Annotated in this window: 1 rRNA gene; it reads right to left on the bottom strand. The window is 53.4% G+C overall.

The features are described 5' to 3' along the window. Window positions 1-1,160 (bottom strand): 23S ribosomal RNA (locus tag MHK09_RS11605); the annotation flags it as partial.

The raw sequence follows: 1,160 nt of genomic DNA, 5'->3' as shown, positions 1-1,160 counted from the left end.
GGCGGATTTACCTACCACACGATCTACACGCTTACACCACCAATCCAATAAGTGGCGTGGCTACCTCACTGCGTCACCCCATCACTTGAACCACACATCAGGCCCCACGACATCAACACCACCAATCTTCAAAGAAGACTAGCAGTGCATCCGCGGTGGTTAGTATCAGTGCTTCATCATGGGCGCGCATGTACGGGTACCAGAATATCAACTGGTTATCCATCGACTACGCCTGTCGGCCTCGCCTTAGGTCCCGACTCACCCTGGGAAGACGAACTTGACCCAGGAACCCTTAGTCATCCGGCGGATAGGATTCTCACCTATCAATTCGTTACTCATGCCTGCATTCTCACTCGCACACAGTCCACGCCTCCTTACGGTAACGCTTCCACCCATGCACGACGCTCCCCTACCCAAACAAAAAAGTTTGCCGCGGCTTCGGCGGTGTACTTGAGCCCCACTACATTGTCGGCGCAGAACCACTCGACCAGTGAGCTATTACGCACTCTTTCAAGGATGGCTGCTTCTAAGCCAACCTCCTGGCTGTCTTCGCGATCCCACATCCTTTTCCACTTAGTACACCCTTAGGGGCCTTAACCGGCGATCTGGGCTGTTTCCCTCTCGACTATGAAGCTTATCCCCCACAGTCTCACTGCCGTACAACACAATTAGTGGCATTCGGAGTTTGGCTGACATTGCTAAGATTGTAGTCCCGCTCAACCAACCAGTCGCTCTACCTCCACCAAGCTATAATACGACGCTGCACCTAAATGCATTTCGGGGAGAACCAGCTATCACGGAGTTTGATTGGCCTTTCACCCCTACCCACAGCTCATCCCCGCAGTTTTCAACCTACGTGGGTTCGCGCCTCCACAACCTCTTACAGCTGCTTCACACTGGCCATGGGTAGATCACCCCGCTTCGGGTCCAGGACATGCCACTAAACACCCCATTAGGATTCGGTTTCCCTACGGCTACCCCACACGGGTTAACCTCGCGACATGCCGCTGACTCGCAGGCTCATTCTTCAAAAGGCACGCCATCACACACAAACGGTGCTCTGACGGATTGTAAGCACATGGTTTCAGGAACTATTTCACTCCCCTCCCGGGGTACTTTTCACCATTCCCTCACGGTACTCATACACTATCGGTCACACT

The sequence above is a fragment of the Corynebacterium tuberculostearicum genome, assembly GCF_022347235.1.
In the GTDB taxonomy this organism is placed as follows: Bacteria; Actinomycetota; Actinomycetes; order Mycobacteriales; family Mycobacteriaceae; genus Corynebacterium; species Corynebacterium tuberculostearicum_F.
This window is presented reverse-complemented; position numbering and strand designations above follow the sequence as displayed.